The sequence below is a fragment of the Pseudoalteromonas sp. genome, from assembly GCF_018402495.1.
GTDB lineage: Bacteria > Pseudomonadota > Gammaproteobacteria > Enterobacterales > Alteromonadaceae > Pseudoalteromonas.
The window spans coordinates 834,254-849,867 of sequence record NZ_JAGYIU010000002.1; the positions used below are offsets into that span (position 1 = coordinate 834,254).

Below are 15,614 nucleotides of genomic sequence, written 5' to 3' on the forward strand. Positions count from 1 at the left end.
ATAATTGCTACCATACAAGTCCCTAAAATGGAGTTAAGTAACCTAATGAATTTACGTTTGTCTTTAATTACAGCCACGTTATTGCCGCTATTCGGTGCCCCAATCTATGCCAATGCAGATGACACCGACCTCGAAAAAATCATTGTTACTGGTGACTTTCAAAAAGAAAGTATTCAAACGTTAAGTGCCAGCGCAAGTTTATTTTCTGAAGATGAAGTAAACCTCAGAGGGGCTACTTATTTAGATGAAATGCTAGCAAGCGCTGCCAATGTAAATTTTGCTTCGGGCGCCTCGCGCGGACGTTATATTCAAATTCGAGGGGTGGGACTTCGTTCACAATTCGTCGACCCAATTAACCCATCTGTCGGTTTAGTGATTGACGGTATAAATTATTCTGGCCTTGGTGGCAGCTCATTATTATTTGATATTGACCAAGTAGAAATTTACCGTGGCCCACAAGGTACACGTTTTGGCGCCGATGGCATGGCGGGTATGATTCAAATGCAGTCAGCATCCGCTACTAGCAATCCAAGCTTAAAATTACATTTAGGTGCAGGCACTTATAACAGCCATGAAGCAGGCGTTGCTGCTAGTACAGGTTTAACCGATGACACCCGTGCGCGGGTTAGTTACTTTCGCAGAAAATCTGATGGTTACGTAGACAACCTTTATTTAGATAACCCCACTCAAAATCAAGATGAACAAGTTGCCCGCTTTAAATTAAATAGCCAGCTTACAGCTCACTTAAATTCAGAGCTGAACCTGCACTATATTGATATTAATAACGGTTACGATGCATTTACCCTTGATAATTCTCGCAACAGTATTGCTGATGAACCAGGTGAAGATAACCAACAAAGCTATGCTATAGGCCTTAAAAACACCTATACCGGTTTTGACGCGTTTGATGTGAGCTTAAACCTTTCAGCCATTGATACTGAGCTTTTTTATAGTTTTGATGAAGACTGGGTGTGTAACGATGCAACTAAGCCGCAATTATGCGCCGCCGGTTTACACCCAGATGGTTATAGCTCAACAGATATTTATAGCCGCGATCGTGATGATCAAGCCCTCGATCTGCAGTTTACTGGTAAAGCAGGTAACTGGGTGGCGGGTATTTACTATCAAAACCGAGATGTAGATTTAGCGCGCCAATATACGTGGCTAGCAAACCTATTTGCTTCAACTTACGAAACCAAAAATATCGCAGCTTATGGTCAACTAGCAACGGAAATTGGTCCAAAAACTACACTTATTACTGGTTTACGTGTTGAGCAATACCAAGGTGATTACACCGACAGTAACGGCTTTATTGAAGAGACTGATGACGTAATGGTTGGCGCTAAATTAGCACTTGAATACCAAGTTATTGACCGCACCATGATTTACACCAGTATTACCCGCGGTTACAAAGCCGGTGGGATTAATTCTGAAGCGTTGGCAAAAGCAAAAGATGAAGGGTTAAGTTTAGATGCTGATTTTTTCAAACAGCATACTAGCTTTGATCCAGAGTACTTATGGAGTGGTGAGTTTGGTGTTAAAGGCAGCTCATTGGATAATAAGTTTACACTGCGTTTAGCTGCATTTTATATGCACCGTGACAATATTCAATTAAAGTCGTGGCAAGTATCAGACCAACAATTTACCGGTTATGTCGCCAATGCCAGCTCTGGCAGTAACTATGGCCTTGAAATTGAAGGCAGCTATCAACTAACACCAAACTTATTTATTACCGGAAGTGCCGGATACTTAGACACTAAAATTAATGACTTTGTTACTAAATCTGGTTTAAATCAAGACGGTCGTGAGCAAGCACAATCCCCTAAGTATCAATATGCGTTTAGTGCACGCTATAACTTAACCAATGCGTTGTACGCGATGGTGGGTGTTGAAGGTAAAGATGATTATTACTTCTCCGATAGCCATAATGCACAAGCTCCAAACACAAACTTAGTGAATGTAAGCCTTGGTTACGAAGCCGATATGTGGGCTGTACGCGCATGGGCACGTAATGTGTTTGATGAAACCGTTCCAACTCGCGGTTTTGAATTTGGCAACAACCCGTTAGATGGTTACGCAACCCAAACTTACACACAATTAGGCGAGCCTCGCGTAGCCGGTGTTACGTTTACGCTTAATTTGTAATACTGCGACCAGTTGTCAGTTCGAGAATAAAAAACACCGCGTTTAATGCAAACGTGGTGTTTTCTAATCTGATAGCTGACCGCTTAAAGCTATTAGCTGCTTTAAGCCCTTGCCACATCAAACGCGATCACCTCTTTTATTTTTTGCTTGTTGGTTGCCAACATAACCAATCTATCAATCCCTAAAGCCACACCCGCACATTGTGGTAAACCATGCTCAAGAGCGGCAATTAAACGCGTATCCATAGGCACTTGTTTTAAGCCACTGGCAGCGCGGTAGGCGTTATCTTGGTGAAAACGTTTAGCTTGCTCTTGCGCATTAGTAAGCTCATTAAAGCCGTTTGCCAGCTCCATATTTTTATAATAAAGCTCAAAGCGCCCTGCAACTCGCTGATCGTGCTCACAGATTTGTGCAAGTGCCGCTTGCGATGCGGGAAAGTGATACACAAAACATGGCTTATCTTGGCCAATCATAGGCTCTACTTTCATACAAAATAACAATTGCAGCAAGGTGTCTTTGTGAGTCTCGTGTTTAGCGATATCAGCAAACCCGTGCTCGCAGGCAAGTTGTTGTAGTTGTTCAACAGATGCGATTAGCGGATCGAGTCCTAACACCTTCTTAAATGCGTCTTGATAAGTAACACGTGTTGCAGGCTCTACAGTTAAAACGAGCTGCATGAGCTCATCTATTTCGTCCATTAGCGCAAACTCGTCAAAACCTGGACGATACCATTCAAGCATTGTAAATTCAGGATTGTGATGACTGCCCGCTTCTTCATTTCTGAATGCCTTGCAAAGCTGGAAAATAGCGCCTGAGCCGGCCGCTAACAAGCGTTTCATCGCAAACTCTGGTGATGTTTGTAAAAACAGTGGCAGCCCCCCAGCGTGGCCTGGGCCCACAAATGTAGTATTAAAGCTGGCCAAATGCACATCGGTTACACTGGCAGCACTCAAACTTGGTGTTTCGACTTCCATTACATTACGAGCATAAAAGAATTCACGAATGCTGCGCATAATCGCTGCTCGTTGCTTGAGTGTATCTATGCTGGCACTCGGCGCCCAAAGATCTGCTGACATATTTTCTCCAAAAAAAAAATCCCAGCTTAAGCCGGGATTTAATTAATAAGGCGTGTTACTGCTTACTTAACACGGCTTACGTATTCACCATTGCGAGTGTCTACTTTAATTACTTCGCCAATTTGTACGAATAATGGAACACGTACTACAGCACCTGTGCTCAGCGTTGCTGGTTTACCACCTGTGCCTGCTGTATCACCTTTAAGACCCGGATCGGTTTCAGTGATCTCAAGCTCAACAAAGTTTGGTGGAGTAACAGCAATTGGGCTGCCGTTCCATAATGTAATAGTACATACATCGTTTTCAACTAACCATTTGCCAGCATCGCCCAGTGCTTTTTCGTCAGCAGCGATTTGTTCAAATGTTTCGTTGTTCATGAAATGCCAAAATTCACCGTCTGTGTATAGGTACGCTAAATCGGTATCCATTACATCAGCACCTTCAACCGATTCACCCGATTTAAAGGTTTTTTCAAGTACCTTGCCAGAGATAAGCTTACGGATACGAACACGGTTAAACGCTTGGCCTTTACCCGGTTTTACCATTTCATTTTCTAAGATACTGCAAGGCTCGCCGTCCATCATAATTTTTAGGCCGCCCTTGAACTCGTTGGTGCTATAATTCGCCATCGTTTCCTCTATTTATATTTTTCGAGTAATCTACGTGCCAATGATACAAAGAAATGAAGCAAATTTGCATAAAAACTGGCAAAAAGAATTAGCAAATGTAGTTACCTGCCCAAAAGTGTTGTTAGAAATGGTTGGTTTATCGAGCCAAGTCCATGAAAACGACATAAAAGCGCGTAGCTTGTTCCCTGTTCGTGTGCCATTGCCTTTTATAAAAAAAATTCGTCACGGCGATGCAAATGACCCTTTATTGCTGCAAGTTATGCCCCGCCATCAAGAGTTTTTAACTAAATCAGGGTTTAATAAAGATCCGTTACTTGAGCAAGATAACAATCAACCGGGTCTGTTACATAAATATAAATCGCGTGTTTTAGTCATGTTTAAAACCGGTTGTGCAGTAAATTGCCGCTACTGCTTTAGACGCCATTTTCCTTATCAAGAAAACCAACTGAATAAACGTAGCCTTATTGATGCATTGAGTTATATAAAATCTGATAAAAATATTAACGAAGTGATTTTAAGTGGTGGCGATCCACTAATGGCCAAAGACGATGCTATTAGCTGGTTTTTAGATGAACTTGAGCAAATACCACAAATTAAACGCATGCGCATACACAGCCGCTTGCCCGTGGTTATTCCTGCACGTATTACTGAACAATTATGTGAAAGATTAGCAAAGTCACCATTAAAAATTATATTCGTTAATCATATTAACCATGCAAACGAAATAGATAATGACTTTAAAAACGCCATGAACATGCTCAAAAAAGCCAATGTGCTGCTGTTAAATCAGGCGGTTATTTTAAAAGATGTGAACGATACAGTTGATGCGCAAATAAACTTAAGTGAAGCGTTATTTGATGCGGACGTACTGCCTTATTATTTACACTTACTGGATAAGGTCGAAGGCGCAAGTCATTTTGATATTGACGAACAACACGCAATAAAAATTCAGGCCGAGCTACTAAAAGCCCTGCCTGGATTTTTGGTGCCTAAACTAGTTCGAGAAATAGGAGGTCAAAAAAGTAAAACCCCTATCGACCTCAAATTAGTTTAAACATAAACGTTTACATTATTGCCAAGTGTTGCAGTGACCGACTTAGCCGGTGTTTGCGCACTTGTTGATTGTGCAGCACCTTCAATAAGTGCCAGTGCAGCGGCACCATCAGCTTGCTGTTGCTTTTTAGATAAAGCAGCAGTTAATACTTCTGCGCCCTGGCCTGCACCAGGCATTGTAGGTAGATTTCCACCTGATATATTCATAACTCACACCTGACTTTTAACTGTAATACACGTATTATAGTCGCTGAATTGGTAAATTACTTTACCAACCCACTTAAGTATTTATCGGCAACATTGCACTAAGCTTTAGGAAAACCATGGATTCTATCATTGAACAACTCAACGCCAACTTAAAAATTGTTTACCGTCAGGCACTTGACGCTGACAAAAAACTCGATGAGTTACAACAGCAAGGTCACGGAAAATTTAAAGCCTTATTTGCCGAGGACGCTGGATTTAGTTTTGAAGCTAAACGTTTTAAGCCTTACGTGTTAGACGTTGCCGCTGATGTAGAAAGCTTATCGAGCGAAGGCTTTGATGAAGAAAAACTAAAACAAGCGGTTATTAAACTACAAAATTTACTAACGCTGTTGGCGACCTTTAAATAAAAATTAGCGACTTACTTGCAAAGCGTCTACCAAAGTAGATGCTTTGCATTATTCTAAATACGCGGTAAAATTTGCTCACCAAACCATTCAGTTAATAAGCGTTTTTCATAGTAAAATGCCTCATCGCGACCCATTTTAATTTTATCCATGAAGCTCATATCTTTGAGTTTTACATCAGTTGCTTCATTAATTATATTCCCTTTGTCATCTTTTAATTCATAGTTAAATTCAATCCGTGGAAAGTGAATGGGTTTAACCACCCGAATTTCGTTAACTCCACCAAAGCGCACATCACCTGCTAAATCAATATCTGTTACTTCAATACTAAGCGTATAGTCTTTTGGTAGCTGCTCGGCAAGTTTTGCCATGTGCTTTTCAATACTATTAGCAATATGCTTATGGTATGAGCCTTTAGTTTGATTTGATGGGCGTACATCGCGATAATCATTAAAGTCATGCCATTTAACTTGTGCCTCGCCCGCGCAAACAACACTCGGTAGTGCAATAAATAGTAGCATTGCTATTTTTTTAATTGAGTTCATACGTTTCTCCAACGAGTATGCTGATCATTATAATCAACTAAATATTTTACAAATTGCTATACCTTACTTTAGCAATTACATATGAACTATAACTTAATCTTCACGCTAAGGTGTTATTAAAACTGCACAAAATGTAATCAAAAGTACAGCTTGCGATGTTACGATTGCAAAACAAATAAAATAACACATGTAAAATCTCATTATTTATGGTGAAATTAGCGTAATTGAACAGAGGTTTCCAAGGAGTATTCATGGCAATTTTAGTAACCGGTGGCGCAGGCTACATTGGCTCACACACCGTTTTAGAACTTTTACAGCAAGGCAGCGACGTTATCGTTATCGATAACTTGAGTAACTCCTCTGAAGAGTCACTTAAGAGAGTAAAAGAAATTACTGGTAAAGCAATTATTTTTTATCAAGGTGATATTTTAGATAAATCCTTTTTAAACTCAGTATTTGCAAAACATACCATCGATAGTGTAATTCATTTTGCTGGCCTAAAAGCCGTGGGAGAATCGGTCGTAAAACCCATTGAGTATTATCAAAATAATGTACAAGGTACACTAACACTAGTTGATGCTATGCGTGATGCGGGTGTATTCAAACTGGTATTTAGCTCTTCAGCTACCGTATACGGCGACCCAGCAAGCTTACCAATACGCGAAGACTTCCCCGTTGGCGGTACAACCAACCCATATGGCACGTCTAAACTCATGGTTGAAATGATGCTACAAGATATCGCTAAATCAGATGAGCGCTTTGCGTTTGCTATTTTGCGCTACTTTAACCCTGTCGGTGCACATGAGTCAGGCTTAATTGGTGAAGATCCTAATGGCATCCCTAATAATTTACTGCCTTTCATTTCACAAGTTGCGGTTGGCAAATTAAAGCAACTTGCTGTATTTGGTGACGATTATGATACGGTTGATGGGACTGGCGTTCGTGATTACATTCACGTTGTAGATTTAGCCCTAGGGCATTTAAAAGCACTTGATAAAATAGCCGCAGAAACCGGTGCGCTTGTTTATAACCTTGGTACAGGTAACGGCTATTCAGTATTACAAATGGTCAACGCGTTTATTAAGGCTAGCGATCAAGCTATCCCGTATGCGGTGTCACCTCGTCGCCCAGGTGATATTGCAGCTTGTTATGCCGCACCAGAAAAAGCGCTTAATGAATTAGGCTGGCAAGCTGAGCGTGGCATTGATGTCATGATGCAAGATACTTGGCGCTGGCAATCAAATAATCCAAATGGATACAGTAAATAAAGGTTTTAGGTTTTAGGTTTTAGGTTAGTTTGAGCCTAAAACCTAACATCTCTTTTTTACCCCTACCAATTTTGCATTTCTACAATCCGTGACTGGGTTCGCGCATATTCAAAACTTAACTTTTTACCTTGGTATAACTCGTTTATGTCGGCCTGGGCATTAATTACCAGTAACTTGTGGCAATCGTAAAACTCATCGACTAAGGCAATAAAACGCCGCGCTTCATCATCGAGCGTATGCTCATCCAATTGCTGCTTTTCTCGCTGATAGCTATCTTCTATACCATGCACAATAACCTTACCGGTTGCTTCTTTGCCCATTATTGGCACGTTAGCGATGTAAACCACCGAAAATTGTTCCGCTAAAAACATGTAATCATTAGCGCTGCGAGGACCTGAGCACAATGCCATAAAATCAATCAGCAGTGCATCGTTAGCTTTTAATAAATAGGGAAGTGCTCGGCCATGCACAATTATTGTATTATCACGCGTTGCTTGAGGGTATGCGGATAAAAACCCAGCCTCAAACTCCGTGTGGGGCAAGTTAATAAAATAATGACGACTGCTTCTACCGTACCTGAAGCGATGGTCTTCCTCCCCCGCTACGTTAATTACATGGCAATGAGCATTTATTAAATCGATAGTTGGTAAAAATCGCGCGCGTTGCAAACCGTTATAATAAAGTTGCTCAGGTTTTGCGTTAGAGGTTGCGACTAGTACCACGCCTTGTTGAAACAAAGCGTTAAATAACCGAGCCAAGATCATGGCATCACCAATATCACTCACAAAAAACTCATCAAAGCACAGTATCTTTATCTCTTTGGCCCACTGTTTAGCTATTATTTGTAGCGGATTTTTATCCCCTTGTAACTTGGCCAATTGAGCATGAATTTTTTCAATAAAGTGATGAAAATGCAGGCGCTGCTTTTTTTCTGTGGGTAAGTTTTTATAAAATAAATCCATCAGCATAGATTTACCTCGGCCAACGGGACCGTATAAATATACCCCTTTGATTAACGGTGCTTTTTGCCACCAGCTTGTTGGCTGATTTAATTGCTCACTCAAAGACTGTAACGCACTCACGGCTTGGTGCTGCGCCACATCAAAATCAAGCTCTCCTGATGAAACTTTGCGGTGGTACAGGCTTAAAATTTCTGTGTTGGGCTCTGTCATGGTATTTCACTATCCGCTATACTCGCGGCCATTGTAGCCGACTAAAAATGTGAACAACATGAAATTTCCTTGCCGTTTAGATAAATTTATTAGCCATTTAGCAGAGTTACCACGCTCAAAAGCCCGCGCAGCAATAAAAAGCCAAGCGGCTTGCGTTAATGGCGAGTTGATCACTGCATTCGACTTTCAAGTTACTCAACAAGATGACGTGCTATTTTATGACGAGCCATTAGTTTTTTTAGGTAAACGCTACTTTATGCTCAATAAGCCGGTAGGTTATGTGTGCGCTAATTCGGATGAGTTACACAAAACCGTATTTGATTTACTTGATGAGCCAAATTTGAGCGATTTCCATGTTGCTGGGCGTTTAGACATAAACACGACAGGCCTAGTGCTTATTACTAACGATGGCGATTGGTCACACAAAATTACCTCGCCTAAAAAGAATAAATTTAAAACCTATTTGGTTGAAACCCAAGAGCCGATTACCGATGATGCACTGCAGCAATTGCGCGACGGTGTGCAGCTTCACAATGAAAAAGATTTAACTCGCCCGGCTATTGCTGAGCGCTTAGGGAATTATGGTTTACGCTTGTCTATTTCTGAGGGTAAGTATCACCAAGTAAAACGTATGCTAGCAGCGGTAGATAACAAAGTAGTTGAATTACATCGTGAACAAATTGCGGGTATAAAGCTAGGTGAAGATTTGGCTGCAGGTGAATACCGCCCACTAACCGCCGCAGAGATAAAACTGTAAGGTTGTTTAAGTACTAGGTGTTAGGTGTTAGGTGTTAGGTGGCAGGAAAACATAAAAACTTAAACGCCATGTTTTATTTCTTACTGACGATTGCCCTTTCCTAGCTTGCTTAATTCCTGTCTGAAACCTGACGCCTAAAATCTGCCCTTACGATTTAATCTGTACTAAATCAAAGTCTGTCATCCCGGGTACAATGGCTTGCAGACGAGACTCAGTAATATCTAGAGAGTTTAAGCATTCACAATATTCAGAGGCTTTAAGTTCTAATTGGTGGGCTTTTTTCTGTAACGACTTATCGATTTCTTTGGTGATGATATCCATGCGTTGCCCCATGTCGTTCATGCGGTCTTCGATGTTTCCCTCTCGAGATTTAAACGCATCCCCGAGCGACATTAAAATAGCACCCAAAGAGCCATGTACAGCAGAGTGTATTTTTTGGCTAATTTCTTTAGTAAAAAAATCATCAATTTGGGAAAGTGATTGAGGCGCTATAAAAAAGAAGTCGTCGCCGCGTTTAAATTTATCCATAAGCGCACGTTCAACATATTGCAACTGCGTTTTAAGTACTTCAGGCTCTTTATCTGACATGCCCTCAACAACATGCTCAATGGCGCTGAGCCCTAGATTAACCCCATCAGTGGCTAAATCGACCAGCTCTGGCACTGTTTGACGAATACCAATACTAAATTGCTCTAGTACTTTGCTTTCCTCAGTACTTAAGTCGACCCAGTAACCTCGGATAAATAATTGAGTATTATTGTTTATTTGCACCCTTGTTTGGCCTTTATCTACAATCCGAATCACATCATCAGTAATAATTAAACCATGACGAAGTTCAACATCACATAATTTTTGTGCGATTGCATTGTTGCTTAAAAGTGCCAGTGTTAACGCCAATATCGAACGAGATAAAAACGCCATAAACACCTCAAAAAAGACTAAAATAGGGGTGGCTAGGTTAACAAAAAACCAACTTTATGCAAGCAAAAGTAACACCCTAAAAACAAGGCACTATGAAACGTAACGTTTACACAGCGCCTCTTTAGTCTCGCTTTTAAGCTTAAATAGGAGAGCCTGGAGGTATGGGTAACGCTTTAAAGTTATCAGGCCATTGGCCTGTTGTTAAAAACTGATTAATTTGCGCTGCTAAATAGTTTTTAAATGCGCTATCACCCACCTGCGGATGGCCCAGTAAAGTGTGTTGATTAAACTCATCCGCTAGTTTACTTAAATAAAAATGCAGTTGTGCTTGCACTTCAGGACTAAGTGCATCATTAACAACAAGATCAGCCATGGTTTTTGCCGTCAAGTATTGTACTCGTTGCGTAACTTTCCCTGTCATAGTGGCAGGCGCAGATACATCAAATACCTGCTTATTTAATTGTTTAAGCAGCCCATCTAAACTATAAAAGCGGTTATCTCGTGCTTGCTGCTGTGCTAATCGGTTTAAGCGCTGAGCATTAAGTAATAGCGATAAACTATGCTGCGCGGCAACCTCAGGCAATGCAAGTGCATCCATAGTTAAGCCGGTACGCCCCATTATACTTTCTCGTGATTTAGATTCACCATAGGCTTTAGGTACAATCAACGAAAGTATCGACTCTGGCAGCATTAAATTAGCTGCTTTTAAGGTAAATAAAATCGCATTAACCGCCTGTTGTTGAGTCTCTTTAGCTACAACTTGGGCGCCTTTAACAGGGGCATCACTGCGAATTTCATAGTCATAATCAACGCCTGCGATAAGCTTAGCGACCGCTTCAACTTGATAACGATGCAATAGGTAAAGCGGCACTAACTTTTCTTCTAACTGCGACAGCGCAACACCCGTTTTTATGGTGTTAATACCAAATTGCCCAAGTGCCTGTTTTCGCACATCAAGCACTCTAAGTAGCTCCTCACTTGGGTTACTGCCGTTATCCCAAAGATGTGCCATAGGATGTGCACCGCCTTTTGCACGTGCATCACTGTCAGAAATAAACGCTAAACCTTGGGCTTTATTTTGCTGTAGGATAGCCGCAAGTTCTTCGCTCTCATCTAGGCCGGTAAAGTCGCTGTAGCCGTACTTGATCACTTGGGTATCCCATGCACCTATGCCTTTAGCGTAACCTTGAGATACATCTAACTGGCCATTATCTGCAAAACTTAACAACGGATGCGGGTAATCCATCACCGAGGCGCGATTATTTACCGATGCAGCAAAGTTATGTGCAATTCCTAGTGTATGGCCAATTTCGTGAGCACTAAGTTGGCGAATACGATCAAGTGCCATTGTATGTAAAGTACTTGCCACTTCATTGCCTTTTAAATAAGGCGATGCAAGTGATTCAGCAATGAGAATATCCTGGCGCACTCGAAGCGACCCCAGTGTGACATGCCCTTTAATAATTTCGCCAGTACGTGGATCTATAATTGAACTACCATAAGACCAGCCTCGGGTAGCACGGTGTACCCACTGAATAACGTTGTAGCGCACATCCATAGGATCAGCATTATTTGGTAGCACTTTAATTATAAATGCATTTTTATAGCCCGCCGCATTAAAAGCGTCATTCCACCATTGTCCGCCTTCTAGTAAAGCCGTTTTTATTGGCTCAGGTACACCAGGATCTAAGTAATACACAATGGGTTTTACTGGCTCACTAACTGCTAGGTTTGGATCTTTTTTTACTAAACGATGGCGCGGAATATAACGCACGTACATAGACTCATCGAGCCCCGCCGCGTAATTTTTATGCTCCACACTCCAAAAGCCTGATTGCGGGCTAAATTGACGTGGTGTGTAATTATCATCAGGTAATTGAATGAGTGAATGGTGCATATGAACAGTCAGTGCATAAGGATCTGCACTCACTTGACGAACAAAGTTACCCGGCTTAGCCCCTTTAAACGTGAGAATAGCCTCAAGTTCTGTATTTTTTACAAAGGCTTTAGAGCGATTCATGTACACCGCGCTTCGTGATTCATCGAGGCTAAACTGCCCTTGTTTACGAGCCGCTAAAGTACGGCTTACGCCATGTACATCGCTCAGTAAATAAGGCGTGTAGTCTATTAATGCGGCATTATCATCTTGCGCTACAACCTTAAAACCCGCCAAAATACTCGACGCAAACGCTTCTTTAACGCTTTGCTGCTCTGCTATATTGCTTGTGTTAGCACGATAGTAAGTGTTCACAGCGCGTAACATCACCTTATTGCCAAAGCGTTCAAACTGAACCAAATAGGTACTACCCAACTGGCCTCTATCTAAACCAATATCGTTAGACCCTACTCCATAAGGTAAGCTGTGCTGTAATAAAAATTGTTGCTCTAGTTTATCAACCTTTAAATACACATTGCCATTTTGCGTGTCGTAAAAGAAAGAAAAATAACCCGGAAAATGGTTCATTTTTTCAGTAAATTCGTCAATAGACTTAATTGCTGCGTGCGCTTGGGTTATCATACAGAGCAGCACAGTAAAGAGTATGTAACTTAGTCGTGATATTTTTTGCATAATCTTATCTTTGTTATTAGCGTTTTAAATGCGATGTAGGTAACCCATTATAGGGGGTTATATATACAATACCGTTATTTAAGACGAATTTCAGCGCTCTAAACTAATCTCTCTCACATTATGATTGGTTTTAACACGTTATCAGGAAAAAAGAATGCGTAGACTCCCACCAGTATTACTAGAAGATGGCTGTTCAAGAGAACTTTTGTCGTTAATTCGTACCATTTTAGCAGCATGTAAAGAAATATCATTTCGTGTCGGTCAAGGTGAATTATCGGGCGTATTAGGCTCAACCCTTGATGAAAATATTCAAGGCGAAACACAAAAGAAACTCGATGTCCTGTCTAATCAGTTATTAAAAGATATATTACTGGAGTCGGGAACGGTTAAAGCGATTGCCTCTGAAGAAGAAGATTACACCGTAGCGGGTAACCCAGATGCTGAGTTTATTGTGGCCTTTGACCCGCTTGATGGTTCGTCAAATACCGATATTAACTCGCTGGTAGGCACTATTTTTTCTATCATGAAAGCGCCGGTAGGCTCTGATGCTGCAGATGAAAAGATTTTTATGCAGCCAGGTCGCCAACAAGTAGCTGCGGGCTATGTACTGTATGGCCCATCAACCATGCTTGCGCTAACCACAGGTAAAGGGACTCGCATGTTTACCTTAGATAAAACTCAAGGTAGCTTTTTACTTACCCAAGATTTTGCAAAAATTCCAGCACAAACCAATGAGTTTGCAATTAACGCTTCTAATCAGCGTCATTGGCAGCCAGCGATGCAAAACTACATTAACGATTTACTGGCCGGTGATACAGGCCCCCGCGGTCAAAACTTTAATATGCGCTGGATTGCCGCTATGGTCGGTGATGTTCATCGTGTACTTAGCCGTGGTGGTTTATTTACTTACCCAACCGATACCAAAGATCCTAATAAGCCTAATAAACTGCGTTTACTTTACGAAGCAAACCCAATGGCAATGTTAGTAGAGCAAGCCGGTGGTATTGCTTCAACAGGCACTGAGCGTATTATGGATATTCAGCCTGATGCCATTCATCAGCGTGTGGCAGTTATTTTAGGCTCTAAGGACGAAGTAGAAACTTGCTTGAGCTACCATAAGTAGCCAGTTGTCAGAAAATACAAGCCGCATTTAACTTAAATGCGGCTTAGTATTATTTATTCGTTACATAAAACCGCAGTAAGCTCGCATCTAAAAGAGTTGAGTTAGCCTAAATCTAGTCCTTTAATAATGCTAATAGTTGTTCAAGCTTTTTGTGGCTAAGCTCTCCCATTTGCTCGCTATTACTTAGCGCGTAAATAACGCCTTCATGCTCGGCGCAATTTATGTCATCTCGCGACTCAATTACATTTGCCCACAGCTCCAAATCGTCAATATCAATTTCTTTATTCAAACAACGCGTAAGTACATTAATTAGTACAGGTTTTGTGAGTGTGTACAGGTAGGTTTTATTGTTTGCTGCGGTTGAAACAATCACACTAATGGCACTATCTCTTTGCTCGCCAAATGTAATAAATTCAGCCAATGCTTTTTGTATATTCATAATGTTTGTTATTCTTGCTGCTCTACTGTTAATAAGACCTAAAATGACCCAGATAAACTGCAGCCAATGTAATACAACGCTTAACTGTAATGTAGAGAATATATCAGCATGCTGGTGCAGTGAGCTACCTGCTATTTTACCGCTCGATGATACAACAACCAGTTGCTTATGCCGAACATGTGCCCTTGCTAAAATTAATCGCTATTTAGAAGCCATATACACTCAACCAATTAAAGCCCAAATAGCTTTTGCTAAACAATTTAGCAGCAACGATAATTTAATTGAAGGGTTAGATTACACCATGCAAAATAGTTACATGGTGTTTAGTAAGTGGTATTTTTTAAAGCGTGGCACCTGCTGCAAAAACGGGTGTAAGAACTGTCCCTATCGTTAAATTAGTCACCCTCTGCAATGGGCAATGAATCATCGGCTCCCCACTCACTCCAAGAACCGTCGTAAACACTTAAATTTTTATAGCCGCATTCATCGGCGAACAGCGCTAACGCACAGGCTGTAACGCCAGAGCCGCAGCTAAATTGCAACTGCGTAGCATGACCAACTAATTCGCGAAATCTTGCCTGTATATTCACCAGAGGCTTTGGCTCGCCATTGTCTAATAAACTAGTTAAAGGTAGCGAATAGCTGTTAATAATATGGCCGCTACGCATTCCGGCTCTTGGCTCACTACTTTTGCCGGTAAAGCGCTCATAAGCGCGTGCATCTAAAATAACTGTATTGGCATCTTCTGTCGCGCTGAGCACTTCATGCTTACTAATAAAATAGCCAGGCTGGTATTGAGCTATAAAATTGCCTGTCGCTGAAGGCTGTGTATAACCAGATTGAACAGGGTAACCGTGTTCCAACCACTTAGTTAAACCGCCACTGAGCACTTTAACATTATCAAATCCCATGGCTTTGAACATCCACCAGGCTCTAGGTGCACTAAATAACCCTGCATCTTCATAAATCACCACCAGTGAATCGTGATTAACACCTGCTTTTTGCATCACCTGAGTAAATTGTTCAGCGCGACACAAAGTATTTGGTAACGGGTTTGAAGTGTCTGCGAGTTCTTTTTTGATATCAAATCGTTGTGCTTTAGGTAGCATAGCGACTGGCGAGTATTCACCGACTGCGGAAGGGCGTAACATCCCCGCATCAAAAATAACTAAATTACTTTGTTCTAAGTGAGCATATAACCATTGTGCACTAACCATGTTTTTCATTGTTCTCGATCCAATAAAGTTTTTACTCGTACCTTCGTTTTTAACTTATTACACAATAAATCTATTCACTTATAAAATAT

General features: G+C 41.2%; 16 protein-coding genes. 7 read left to right on the forward strand and 9 right to left on the reverse strand.

The genetic code is table 11. The features are described 5' to 3' along the window. Positions 1-45 precede the first annotated feature (45 nt). On the forward strand, positions 46-2,145 hold the full coding sequence (locus tag KG708_RS09385) for a TonB-dependent receptor (RefSeq protein WP_213609132.1): 2,100 nt from the start codon (positions 46-48) through the stop codon (positions 2,143-2,145). Between the two features lie 101 nt (positions 2,146-2,246). Here KG708_RS09385 and epmA read toward each other — a convergent pair whose 3' ends face one another. Further along, positions 2,247-3,221 (reverse strand): elongation factor P--(R)-beta-lysine ligase, encoded by a 975-nt coding sequence (gene epmA, locus KG708_RS09390; protein WP_213609134.1) that lies wholly within the window; start codon positions 3,219-3,221, stop codon positions 2,247-2,249. 62 nt (positions 3,222-3,283) lie between these two features. Beyond that, positions 3,284-3,850, reverse strand: a complete 567-nt coding sequence (efp, locus tag KG708_RS09395; RefSeq protein ID WP_010390517.1) for an elongation factor P — start codon at positions 3,848-3,850, stop codon at positions 3,284-3,286. A gap of 40 nt (positions 3,851-3,890) precedes the next feature. Here efp and epmB point away from each other — a divergent pair, with 40 nt between their 5' ends. Beyond that, positions 3,891-4,904: an EF-P beta-lysylation protein EpmB gene (gene epmB / locus KG708_RS09400; protein ID WP_213609136.1), complete on the forward strand. Its 1,014-nt coding sequence runs from the start codon at positions 3,891-3,893 to the stop codon at positions 4,902-4,904. On the opposite strand, the gene KG708_RS09405 is transcribed toward epmB, so the two are convergent. Continuing rightward, positions 4,901-5,110, reverse strand: a complete 210-nt coding sequence (locus KG708_RS09405) for a hypothetical protein (protein WP_213609138.1) — start codon at positions 5,108-5,110, stop codon at positions 4,901-4,903. The genes epmB and KG708_RS09405 overlap by 4 nt on opposite strands. A gap of 116 nt (positions 5,111-5,226) precedes the next feature. On the opposite strand from KG708_RS09405, the gene KG708_RS09410 reads away from it, so the two are divergent. After that, complete coding sequence (locus KG708_RS09410; RefSeq protein ID WP_213609140.1) at positions 5,227-5,517, forward strand: prephenate dehydrogenase; 291 nt, start codon at positions 5,227-5,229, stop codon at positions 5,515-5,517. A 53-nt stretch (positions 5,518-5,570) separates the two neighbouring features. Here the strand turns inward: KG708_RS09410 and KG708_RS09415 are convergent, their stop codons facing one another. After that, complete coding sequence (locus KG708_RS09415) at positions 5,571-6,059, reverse strand: DUF3016 domain-containing protein (protein ID WP_213609142.1); 489 nt, start codon at positions 6,057-6,059, stop codon at positions 5,571-5,573. Between the two features lie 251 nt (positions 6,060-6,310). Here KG708_RS09415 and galE point away from each other — a divergent pair, with 251 nt between their 5' ends. Then, positions 6,311-7,327, forward strand: a complete 1,017-nt coding sequence (galE, locus tag KG708_RS09420) for a UDP-glucose 4-epimerase GalE (protein ID WP_213609144.1) — start codon at positions 6,311-6,313, stop codon at positions 7,325-7,327. A gap of 62 nt (positions 7,328-7,389) precedes the next feature. Here galE and zapE read toward each other — a convergent pair whose 3' ends face one another. After that, a complete protein-coding gene (zapE, locus tag KG708_RS09425) occupies positions 7,390-8,499 on the reverse strand; it encodes a cell division protein ZapE (RefSeq protein ID WP_213609146.1) in 1,110 nt (369 codons plus the stop codon). Between the two features lie 58 nt (positions 8,500-8,557). Here zapE and rsuA point away from each other — a divergent pair, with 58 nt between their 5' ends. Then, positions 8,558-9,256 (forward strand): 16S rRNA pseudouridine(516) synthase RsuA, encoded by a 699-nt coding sequence (rsuA, locus tag KG708_RS09430; protein ID WP_213609148.1) that lies wholly within the window; start codon positions 8,558-8,560, stop codon positions 9,254-9,256. Positions 9,257-9,403: 147 nt separating this feature from the next. On the opposite strand, the gene KG708_RS09435 is transcribed toward rsuA, so the two are convergent. Both KG708_RS09435 and KG708_RS09440 read right to left on the reverse strand, forming a co-directional pair. Further along, the gene (locus KG708_RS09435; RefSeq protein ID WP_213609150.1) at positions 9,404-10,177 is read right to left on the reverse strand and encodes a YggN family protein; all 774 of its coding nucleotides are present in this window, start codon (positions 10,175-10,177) and stop codon (positions 9,404-9,406) included. A gap of 139 nt (positions 10,178-10,316) precedes the next feature. After that, positions 10,317-12,746, reverse strand: coding sequence for a zinc-dependent metalloprotease (locus KG708_RS09440; protein ID WP_213609152.1), 2,430 nt, complete (start codon positions 12,744-12,746; stop codon positions 10,317-10,319). Positions 12,747-12,900: 154 nt separating this feature from the next. On the opposite strand from KG708_RS09440, the gene KG708_RS09445 reads away from it, so the two are divergent. Beyond that, positions 12,901-13,869: a class 1 fructose-bisphosphatase gene (locus KG708_RS09445; RefSeq protein WP_213609154.1), complete on the forward strand. Its 969-nt coding sequence runs from the start codon at positions 12,901-12,903 to the stop codon at positions 13,867-13,869. Positions 13,870-13,981: 112 nt separating this feature from the next. Here the strand turns inward: KG708_RS09445 and KG708_RS09450 are convergent, their stop codons facing one another. After that, positions 13,982-14,308 (reverse strand): hypothetical protein, encoded by a 327-nt coding sequence (locus KG708_RS09450; protein WP_213609156.1) that lies wholly within the window; start codon positions 14,306-14,308, stop codon positions 13,982-13,984. 43 nt (positions 14,309-14,351) lie between these two features. On the opposite strand from KG708_RS09450, the gene KG708_RS09455 reads away from it, so the two are divergent. Next, positions 14,352-14,702 (forward strand): cysteine-rich CWC family protein, encoded by a 351-nt coding sequence (locus KG708_RS09455; RefSeq protein ID WP_213609158.1) that lies wholly within the window; start codon positions 14,352-14,354, stop codon positions 14,700-14,702. Position 14,703: 1 nt separating this feature from the next. On the opposite strand, the gene KG708_RS09460 is transcribed toward KG708_RS09455, so the two are convergent. Next, positions 14,704-15,534 (reverse strand): sulfurtransferase, encoded by an 831-nt coding sequence (locus KG708_RS09460; RefSeq protein WP_213609160.1) that lies wholly within the window; start codon positions 15,532-15,534, stop codon positions 14,704-14,706. Positions 15,535-15,614 lie beyond the last annotated feature (80 nt).

What these genes read in the sequence shown, in the direction of transcription:
- KG708_RS09385 (WP_213609132.1), top strand. Translation starts at nt 46, where the DNA reads ATGAATTTACGTTTGTCTTTAATTACAGCCACGTTATTGCCGCTATTC.
- epmA (WP_213609134.1), bottom strand. Translation starts at nt 3,221, where the DNA reads ATGTCAGCAGATCTTTGGGCGCCGAGTGCCAGCATAGATACACTCAAG.
- efp (WP_010390517.1), bottom strand. Translation starts at nt 3,850, where the DNA reads ATGGCGAATTATAGCACCAACGAGTTCAAGGGCGGCCTAAAAATTATG.
- epmB (WP_213609136.1), top strand. Translation starts at nt 3,891, where the DNA reads ATGATACAAAGAAATGAAGCAAATTTGCATAAAAACTGGCAAAAAGAA.
- KG708_RS09405 (WP_213609138.1), bottom strand. Translation starts at nt 5,110, where the DNA reads ATGAATATATCAGGTGGAAATCTACCTACAATGCCTGGTGCAGGCCAG.
- KG708_RS09410 (WP_213609140.1), top strand. Translation starts at nt 5,227, where the DNA reads ATGGATTCTATCATTGAACAACTCAACGCCAACTTAAAAATTGTTTAC.
- KG708_RS09415 (WP_213609142.1), bottom strand. Translation starts at nt 6,059, where the DNA reads ATGAACTCAATTAAAAAAATAGCAATGCTACTATTTATTGCACTACCG.
- galE (WP_213609144.1), top strand. Translation starts at nt 6,311, where the DNA reads ATGGCAATTTTAGTAACCGGTGGCGCAGGCTACATTGGCTCACACACC.
- zapE (WP_213609146.1), bottom strand. Translation starts at nt 8,499, where the DNA reads ATGACAGAGCCCAACACAGAAATTTTAAGCCTGTACCACCGCAAAGTT.
- rsuA (WP_213609148.1), top strand. Translation starts at nt 8,558, where the DNA reads ATGAAATTTCCTTGCCGTTTAGATAAATTTATTAGCCATTTAGCAGAG.
- KG708_RS09435 (WP_213609150.1), bottom strand. Translation starts at nt 10,177, where the DNA reads ATGGCGTTTTTATCTCGTTCGATATTGGCGTTAACACTGGCACTTTTA.
- KG708_RS09440 (WP_213609152.1), bottom strand. Translation starts at nt 12,746, where the DNA reads ATGCAAAAAATATCACGACTAAGTTACATACTCTTTACTGTGCTGCTC.
- KG708_RS09445 (WP_213609154.1), top strand. Translation starts at nt 12,901, where the DNA reads ATGCGTAGACTCCCACCAGTATTACTAGAAGATGGCTGTTCAAGAGAA.
- KG708_RS09450 (WP_213609156.1), bottom strand. Translation starts at nt 14,308, where the DNA reads ATGAATATACAAAAAGCATTGGCTGAATTTATTACATTTGGCGAGCAA.
- KG708_RS09455 (WP_213609158.1), top strand. Translation starts at nt 14,352, where the DNA reads ATGACCCAGATAAACTGCAGCCAATGTAATACAACGCTTAACTGTAAT.
- KG708_RS09460 (WP_213609160.1), bottom strand. Translation starts at nt 15,534, where the DNA reads ATGAAAAACATGGTTAGTGCACAATGGTTATATGCTCACTTAGAACAA.